Here is a 7,468-nt window from a genome sequence, read left to right on the forward strand (position 1 = left end):
ATTACCTCCTTCTTTGAGTTTCAATAAACAAAGAAGTATTGTTTTCAACGGCTTCCTCCAAGATTCTTATTTCATCAGGATTTGTAGTTATTTTATATAATACTTTATAATACATAGATTCTCTTATATCTGCACCATTTTTTATTGCATCTAACCAGAAAAATAAAGAACGCATTCCTGCAACTCCATGTATAGCATTGGCTGTTGCACATTCATCTAAAACTATAATAGCATCCACTAATTTGGAAACTAACTCCACATTATCAAATCCAGTTTTAGCTATAGCCCTTTCTATCATAACTTCCCTTTCTGGTAAATCCATTTTTTCTGAATGTTGTATTCTATCTCTTAATGCTTCATTAAGAGGTCTACACCCAATATAGTTTCTGTTAGTTGTAATCACAGCTACAAAATCAGGGTGTCTATGAACAACTCCTGTTGGCAAATTTATAGTACCATCTGCCTCTAGTGCTGAGTTTAAAATCATTAAAACTGCAGCATCACGAATTACAGTAGGTTCTTGTATCTCTAGTAAGTATCCTTCTGTAAATGCTCTTACTATTTCTGAAGGAAAATACTTGTACTCAATTTCTTTATTTGAATTATTATTTTCACTATTTGCAACAGGAAGTATGGAACCTAATACATCTGATTTATCCATATCTGAAAAACAAGTTATTTTAGTATAAGGTAGTCCCAAGTTATGAGATAGTGCTTTTGCCATTTGAGTTTTTCCTGAACCTGCATCACCTTCCAAAAGGATATTCGCTATTTTCATTTCACCATTATTCCAATTGCGTTTAATTTCTTTACATATTCTTCTTTCTGTTTTTGAAACTCTATGTGAATTTGGAAGTTTGGCAATTTGACTTTTTTCATATTCAGTTAGTTTTCTAGATAAATTTAATGTGAATTCTTCAGATTCTATTGTTAAACTTTCTATTTCTTTTTTCTTTGCTTTTATTTGTTTAACTATTTTGAATTCACCAGCTAATAATTTTGTGTATGCTATTTTTTTATTTTCCATGTCTTCTATATTTATTTTTTCTAAAGGTACTCCTTCTGGTACAAGTAGCTTTAGGTCCTCTTTCAATATTCTACGATATACATTGTCACAAAGAGTTGCCATTAACTTTATGGATACTTCATCTAAATTTTTTATTTCTTCTCTGTGAAGTTTATATTCATTAAATATACTTAGAGCCTCATTATCTTTTAATATTTCAGGCATCATAGCTAGAAATAATATGCTTCCTTTTTCTCCATTAGGTTTTCTGGCACCTCTTAACTTATATTCATTGCATATGTTATTTTTAATATCATAATTACAAGCTAAAGATTTTCCATTAGCTTTGTTGTAAAATAAAATTTGTTTTATATCTTCACTTTTACCTTCTAATTCTACACATATATTATCTTCAATTACTCCAATAGCTCCCTTATCTCTCCTATTATCAAGTAAATCCATATATTTATGTGTTGCTTCTATTATTGGGTCTATAAGTATTGATTGTCCTTTTCCAAACCCTCCATCTGGAGAATACTTACTTGAAGTATTGACATTTTTACTTTTTAAAACATCAAATGGTTTTTCTTCAAGACCATACTCTCTTCCCCAAAGTGAAGATATGCTGCTTATTTTTCTCATAAATATCCTCCTCTTTTAAATTAATATCCTAACTCCTCTAGTATTTCTGCAAGTACTTTAAATCTTTCTCCTAGTAATTCACCCTGCTTATTAAATTCATTTGCTAAAGTTATGATATCTTCATCTAAATTTTTGTTATCTTTACATATTGAAATATTCATGGCATCACCTTGAAGTCCAACACGACTAATAGTTAAATTATTTTCATCATATAATTTAGGCATTCTATACGCTTCTTTAAGATACAAACTAGCTTCACATAGTAAAATAGCCATATCTAATATTCTATTTACGGGAATTTCCTCAAATCCACCACCTAACTTTAAAAGTTTTGTTATTATTTCAAGTCTTTTGTTATCTTCATTTTCCTTAACTCCTAAATCCACCTTCTCCATGTCTGAGTTAGGTGCTCTAAATCCATCTACTTTTTTATAATTATCACATCTTATGACTGGTTTAAATTCCATTTCTATATTTCCTCCACGTTTTCTTCTATAAATCTATCTTTGCACATTTCTCTTAATATTTTTAAATCTTCACTATAATCAACTTTACTTTCATCTTTATCATAAGGTAGTATTTCTACTATTGATATTTCAAAGTTTTCTTCTTTATTTTCCTTCCAATCTTTTTGTAATTTTTTGCATCTATGACTATTCAAATTTAATTTAAATCTATCTCCATTTATAGTTGCTTTTATATTTTTATCACAACCTAAATAGACTGTATTTGTTTTTATAGACTTAAACATATATACACCCATTTCTGGCTTCATTTCTTTATATTGTTGTAATAATTCTTTTTTTCTTTGTCTATCCATCATATATCTCCTATCTTTTAATATTAATATCCTTTATTTTTCTTATTGAGATCTACTTATACTTCAGAACTTTTTATAGATTCATAAACACATATAAGTTGATACTCACTCTATTAATTTATATTATTTCATCTTACAAAACAATCCACGCTCCGTAGAGTATGTTAGTGTCAATAAAAAAACACCCTAAGTTTAATAAGGGTGGTAAGTATGAAACATATTTTAATTTTTATTTGTAAACTTATCTTTATTTCTATTAGGCTTTCTACCACCCCTATTATTTCTTTTATCTACTACAGTTACATCCTCTGCACTAGATACAAAACTATGATTTTCTACAACTTCAATCTTTTTATTTATAAGTTTTTCTATAGCCTTGTAAAGATTTCTTTCTTCTATTGAGCAAAACGCTGTTGCTCTACCACTTCTTCCCGCTCTTCCTGTTCTTCCAATTCTATGAACATAAGTCTCTGCAACCTCTGGTAAATCATAATTTATTACAAAGGGTAGTTCATCAATATCAATTCCTCTTGCTGCTATATCAGTTGCTACCAATACTCTAATCTTACCTTCTTTAAATTCATTTAATGCTAGTTGTCTTGCATTTTGAGATTTGTTACCATGTATGGCAGCCGCACTTATTGATGATGATATTAGATCTTTTGTTATTTTATTTGCTCCATGTTTTGTTCTGGAAAATACAAGTACAGATTCTTTTGGATTATTTTTTAATAATTCTATAAGTAACTTGGTCTTTTGTTTTTTACTCACAAAGTAAATATTTTGTTCAACCATCTCAGTTGTTGATGATACTGGCGCAACTTCCACCTTAACTGGATTTTTAAATATTGAATCTGCTAATTTTGATATTTCTTTTGGCATAGTAGCAGAGAAAAATATATTTTGCCTAACCTTTGGAAGGTGACTAATTATTCTTTTTACATCATGTATCATGCCCATATCTAACATACTATCAGCTTCATCTAAAACAAAGTGTTTAACATCATTTAATTTTAAGAATTTTTGATTGTATAAATCAAGCATTCTACCTGGAGTAGCTATTAGTATATCTACACCTTCTTTTAATGCTTTAACTTGAGGGTTTTGAGATACTCCTCCGAATATAACCAAGCTTTTTATATTTGTATGTCTTGCATAAGCGATAAAGTTTTCTTCTATTTGTATAGCTAATTCTCTTGTCGGTGCTAGTATTACTGCTTTTATAGTTCTTTTGCCTTTTAGTGATTTTTTATCATTATATATTTGTTGTATTATAGGAATTGCAAAAGCTGCTGTTTTACCCGTACCAGTCTGCGCGCATCCTAGTAAATCTCTACCTTCTAATAATGGTGTTATTGATTTTGATTGTATTGGTGTTGGCTTTATATATCCTTCTTCTTTTAGCGCCTTTTGTATTGGCCTAATTATGTCTAAGTCTGTAAATTGCATTTATTTCTCCTTTTTGTTTCCTTTTATATCAATCTAAATTGTTTACAAAATAAAAATAAACACTTTCCATGCTAGTTAATATCTAAACATAAAAAGTGTTTATCTTTTATATTATACATCATATCTTTTAAAATAACGATACATTTATTATTTACTACTTAATTATTTCAGTTTATTTTCTAAATTCTTTCTTCTATTATCTAATGGATTTAAGTTTATATGATGAACTCTTTCTTCTTCACTAGGTTTCATTATTACATCTTCCATATATACCTTACCACTTGGAGTATGGGCTATTACCCTAGGCTGATTATAACCTTTTGAATATACCCATGTATACCTCTTATTTATTACTCTATCTAAATCTTTAACTGATACTAATGCCTTTGCTTGTGGCTTTCCATATCAATCTTTTAGTATTATAGCTATTGTTTCATCGTCTATATTTTCATATTCATTTTTTTCTCTTTGGTTAACAAGCTCTAAATTAGATTTTCTATTATCTAGTGTATCTCCATTTATATGTCTAATTGGGGCCGATGACACCGTATCTAATATTACTGATTGAATATTTCTTTTAGTGCTTTTCTAAATCTTCTGTATCTATTTTAGCTATTAGCTCAGAATCATTCTTTTTAAGTATTGTTATGTTAGTAACTGAACTTTGAATCTCATAATTATTCTTTGTTGTTTTATAATTATTTATGGTAATCACCTCTATAAAAAAAAATAATAGATATGTTTTAAAAACAGAAATTTAAAATAAAAATAAAAAAGATATAAGATAGTTGATAAATTACTACTAAATCCTATATCTTTTTGAACATGCAAATTAATTTTCAATTATTCTCAAAAATCGAGATATAAAAATTTTTTTTATTATATATTCATTTAAATCGAGATATATTACAGGTTTAATTCTATATGAAAGAAGTATTGATTTTTTAATCAATACTTTTTCGTGGATTTCAATGGTGGAGACGAATTGTAGAAATACTACCCAAGATTAATTCTCTACAAATATTTGAGCAAAGCTTTGTCTCATCTTAATAATTATTTTTATAATAACTTACCTCTAGACTAAATTTATATCCATAAATGTAAGTATTATAACAAAGTATCCAACAATCACTCCAGCAGAATCAATTTCAATAACACTTTAAATCAAGGTCTGTGTTATATACTATCATTCAATGAAAAGTTAGCGGATGATAATATCTCAACAAATTTTGCAGAAGCTAATGAAAGTGGAACACCCTTTAAATAACAAACACCAATACTTCTACTTGGTATTTCTTCTAAAATATTAACCTCATATAATAACCCCTTTTCTAAATAATGCCTTGAAAACTCCTTTACTACACAAGCAATCCCTAAATTTATCTTTGCAAACTCCAATAGTAAATCAAAAGATCCAAGTTCAAACTCTGGAGAAATTTTTATACCTTTTGATGTCATGAACTTTTCTACATACTTTCTTGAATTTGAATTAGGTTCTAGGAATATTAAAGGATATTTCACCATTTCTTCTAATGAAATTTTCTCCTTTGATAAATCCTTATACTTCTCTCCACAAACAAAAATATCTCTAACCTCTCTACAAGGTCTTAATTCTAATGAATGATCATCAATTGGAAAATTACAAATTGCAATATTAATTTCTCCTGACTTAATTAAGGCACAAAGTTCTAAGGTAGTGCCATTTATAATCTTAAACTTAATATTAGGATATCTATTATGAAAAAACTCTAAATATGGTATTAGAAAATACTTAGATATAGTATCTCCTACCCCAATCTTTAACTCTCCCGCAGTTAAATCTTTAAATTCTAATATTTTCTCTTCTCCAGCATTGATTAAATTAATTGCTGAATTTACATATTCAAATAAAAGGCTCCCCTCATTAGTTAAGGATACCCCCCTATGTGTTCTATTGAAAAGTCTAATATCTAGTTCTCCTTCTAATTGCATTATAGCTTGGCTCACTGCTGGCTGCGTCATGTAAAGCTCCTTTGATGCCTTTGAAAAGCTTTTACTTTTTCCTACCTGACAAAACACCTTATATAAATCTAATTTAGTAATCATATAAGCACTCCTTATATCATGTATTCATTCTATTTATTTTACTTATATCATTTATTGGTGTATATTACAATAGTACGAAATATTTAAAATTAAATTTAAATTGTTGGGAGAGATTATTTTGGAAAGAGTTATTGGTACAGTTGTTAGAGGACTTCGTTGCCCAATCATTAAAGAAGGCGATAAAATCGAGGATATAGTTGTGGAAAGTGTACTTAAAGCGTCAGAAGTGGAAGGCTTTACTATAAATGATAAGGACATAGTTACTGTAACTGAATCAGTAGTTGCACGTGCTCAAGGAAATTACGCTTCTATAGATAATATCGCTAAAGATGTTAAATCTAAATTTGGTGACGATACTATTGGTGTAATATTCCCTATCTTAAGTCGTAACCGTTTCGCAATCTGCCTTCGTGGTATAGCAAAGGAAGCTAAGAAAATAGTATTAATGTTAAGCTATCCATCTGATGAAGTTGGAAATCATCTAGTTGACTTAGATGTGTTAGATGATAAGGGAGTTAATCCTTGGACAGATGTTTTAACAGAGCAAGAATTCCGTAATCTGTTTGGGTATAATAAACATACTTTCACAGGTGTTGATTACATTGATTATTATAAATCTTTAATCCAAGAATATGGTGTTGAATGCGAAGTAATATTCTCAAACAATCCTAAAACTATCTTAAATTATACAAAGAACGTTCTTACTTGTGATATTCATACAAGATTTAGAACTAAGAAAATTTTAAAAGCAAATGGTGTAGAAAAGATTTATAGTCTTGATGATATATTATGTGAATCTATTGATGGAAGTGGATGTAATGAAGCTTATGGATTACTAGGTTCAAACAAATCAACAGAAGAAACTGTTAAGCTTTTCCCTCATAACTGTCAACCTATCGTTGATAATATACAAACTATTCTTAAAGAGAAAACAGGAAAAGATGTTGAGGTTATGATTTATGGAGATGGAGCTTTCAAGGATCCAGTGGGTAAGATTTGGGAACTTGCTGACCCAGTTGTTTCACCAGCTTATACATCAGGCTTAAATGGTACTCCAAATGAAATAAAATTAAAGTATCTTGCTGATAATAACTTCGCTGATTTAAAAGGTGAAGAACTTAAGAAGGCAATATCAGAATATATTAAAAATAAGGAATCAGATTTAGTTGGAAATATGGAATCACAAGGTACTACTCCAAGAAGACTTACTGACCTTATTGGATCATTATCTGATTTAACTTCAGGAAGTGGAGATAAGGGAACTCCTATTATATTCATCCAAGGTTATTTCGATAATTACACAAAGTAATAACTAAAAAAAGTGCTGCCACTTCAGCAGAGAGTGTGTGAAAAAAACTCTGTAAATAACAAAATTCAACAGCTTTCTATGATAATATTTAATTATTATAGGAGGCTGTTTTATTATGGGAAAAAGAAAACAAAAGCTTAGCGAAGGAAAAAGAAAT

Annotated in this window: 8 protein-coding genes; 1 reads left to right on the forward strand and 7 read right to left on the reverse strand. The window is 28.9% G+C overall.

Annotated elements, in window-relative coordinates:
- Position 1: 1 nt before the first annotated feature.
- The 7 genes from K0040_RS16995 to K0040_RS17020 all read right to left on the reverse strand — a co-directional run bounded on the left by K0040_RS16995 (position 2) and on the right by K0040_RS17020 (position 6,002).
- Positions 2–1,648 (reverse strand): AAA family ATPase, encoded by a 1,647-nt coding sequence (locus K0040_RS16995; protein ID WP_228109931.1) that lies wholly within the window; start codon positions 1,646–1,648, stop codon positions 2–4.
- Positions 1,649–1,668: 20 nt separating this feature from the next.
- On the reverse strand, positions 1,669–2,115 hold the full coding sequence (locus K0040_RS17000) for a DUF6530 family protein (protein ID WP_228109932.1): 447 nt from the start codon (positions 2,113–2,115) through the stop codon (positions 1,669–1,671).
- Positions 2,116–2,117: 2 nt separating this feature from the next.
- Entirely contained in the window at positions 2,118–2,468 is a 351-nt protein-coding gene (locus tag K0040_RS17005; RefSeq protein ID WP_228109933.1) for a GIY-YIG nuclease family protein, read from the reverse strand.
- A 222-nt stretch (positions 2,469–2,690) separates the two neighbouring features.
- Positions 2,691–3,917, reverse strand: coding sequence for a DEAD/DEAH box helicase (locus K0040_RS17010; RefSeq protein ID WP_228109934.1), 1,227 nt, complete (start codon positions 3,915–3,917; stop codon positions 2,691–2,693).
- 405 nt (positions 3,918–4,322) lie between these two features.
- Positions 4,323–4,463 carry an HNH endonuclease gene (locus tag K0040_RS21140; RefSeq protein ID WP_331476352.1) on the reverse strand — a complete coding sequence of 47 codons (141 nt, stop codon included), beginning with the start codon at positions 4,461–4,463 and terminating at the stop codon, positions 4,323–4,325.
- A gap of 31 nt (positions 4,464–4,494) precedes the next feature.
- Positions 4,495–4,632: a hypothetical protein gene (locus K0040_RS21145; RefSeq protein ID WP_331476353.1), complete on the reverse strand. Its 138-nt coding sequence runs from the start codon at positions 4,630–4,632 to the stop codon at positions 4,495–4,497.
- A gap of 461 nt (positions 4,633–5,093) precedes the next feature.
- Complete coding sequence (locus tag K0040_RS17020) at positions 5,094–6,002, reverse strand: LysR family transcriptional regulator (RefSeq protein WP_228109935.1); 909 nt, start codon at positions 6,000–6,002, stop codon at positions 5,094–5,096.
- A gap of 118 nt (positions 6,003–6,120) precedes the next feature.
- Between K0040_RS17020 and K0040_RS17025 the strand changes: the two genes are divergently transcribed.
- Positions 6,121–7,311, forward strand: coding sequence for a coenzyme F420-0:L-glutamate ligase (locus tag K0040_RS17025; protein WP_228109936.1), 1,191 nt, complete (start codon positions 6,121–6,123; stop codon positions 7,309–7,311).
- The last annotated feature ends 157 nt before the right edge of the window (positions 7,312–7,468 follow it).

This window comes from Terrisporobacter petrolearius (assembly GCF_020748185.1).
Classification (GTDB): domain Bacteria; phylum Bacillota; class Clostridia; order Peptostreptococcales; family Peptostreptococcaceae; genus Terrisporobacter; species Terrisporobacter petrolearius.

Bases quoted from the DNA above. Each gene is read 5' to 3' on its own strand.
- K0040_RS16995 (WP_228109931.1), bottom strand. From the start codon at position 1,648: ATGAGAAAAATAAGCAGCATATCTTCACTTTGGGGAAGAGAGTATGGT.
- K0040_RS17010 (WP_228109934.1), bottom strand. From the start codon at position 3,917: ATGCAATTTACAGACTTAGACATAATTAGGCCAATACAAAAGGCGCTA.
- K0040_RS17000 (WP_228109932.1), bottom strand. From the start codon at position 2,115: ATGGAATTTAAACCAGTCATAAGATGTGATAATTATAAAAAAGTAGAT.
- K0040_RS17020 (WP_228109935.1), bottom strand. From the start codon at position 6,002: ATGATTACTAAATTAGATTTATATAAGGTGTTTTGTCAGGTAGGAAAA.
- K0040_RS17005 (WP_228109933.1), bottom strand. From the start codon at position 2,468: ATGGATAGACAAAGAAAAAAAGAATTATTACAACAATATAAAGAAATG.